Raw genomic sequence first — 683 nt, 5'->3', positions numbered from 1 at the left:
GAATTCAAACTCACCAGAAAGCACGTAAGTCAGCTGCTCGTGCGGGTGTGAGTGCATCGCACCAATTGCACCTTCTTCAAAGTGCACTTCTACCGACATCATGTTGTCGCTGTGTGCCAGTACTTTGCGTGAAATCCCCTCGCCGAGATCTTCCATCGGAATGTCTTGGTTAAATACGAACATGGTTCACCTAATAACTTGATTGATTAATCATGGATTCTGATTGCTGACGATGTAAGCGATAAATCGTCAATAAATTCATCACGATCACGGTCATTTCTAACAGCGTTCCACCAATGGAACCCACCAGAATATTATTGGTTAGCCAGCAAGACGCGCCGAGCAAAAAGCCAATGCGCATCCTGATCCCTGACAAGCAGAACACCGAGTATGTACCAATCACCGTCCCGATAATCGGCCATAAATCACGCCATTGCTCTGCTACCCAAAAGCCACTGACTAAACTGATCACAATAAAGACAGCAGCGACTCGTTTCGACGAGACAAAAATCGCCGTGGTCGTTCTGAGCGCCGACAGCAATGCGCTCAGCGCAGAGACCATCGAACCCAGCAATAAAAAGTGGAGAAGATGATTGAGGTTAAAAATCAGCATCAAGATTTTTAGGTGCCTGTCATTCTTCTGGTAGAAGACGGAGAATCCCAAACCAAAACTAATAAACCCT

The 683-nt window shown here is 46.1% G+C and carries 2 protein-coding genes; both read right to left on the bottom strand.

Translation table 11 applies throughout. The annotated features are described in order from the left end of the window. On the bottom strand, positions 1-183 hold a 183-nt coding region (locus R7O13_RS27325; RefSeq protein WP_318305255.1), incomplete at its 3' end, for a cupin domain-containing protein. Positions 184-190: 7 nt separating this feature from the next. Next, a partial coding sequence (locus R7O13_RS27320) for a YgjV family protein (protein WP_254845720.1) occupies positions 191-683 on the bottom strand: 493 nt, incomplete at its 5' end.

Source organism: Vibrio sp. Y176 (assembly GCF_033438945.1).
The sequence above is the reverse complement of the archived record's forward strand: the minus strand, read 5'-3'. Positions and strand labels throughout refer to the sequence as shown.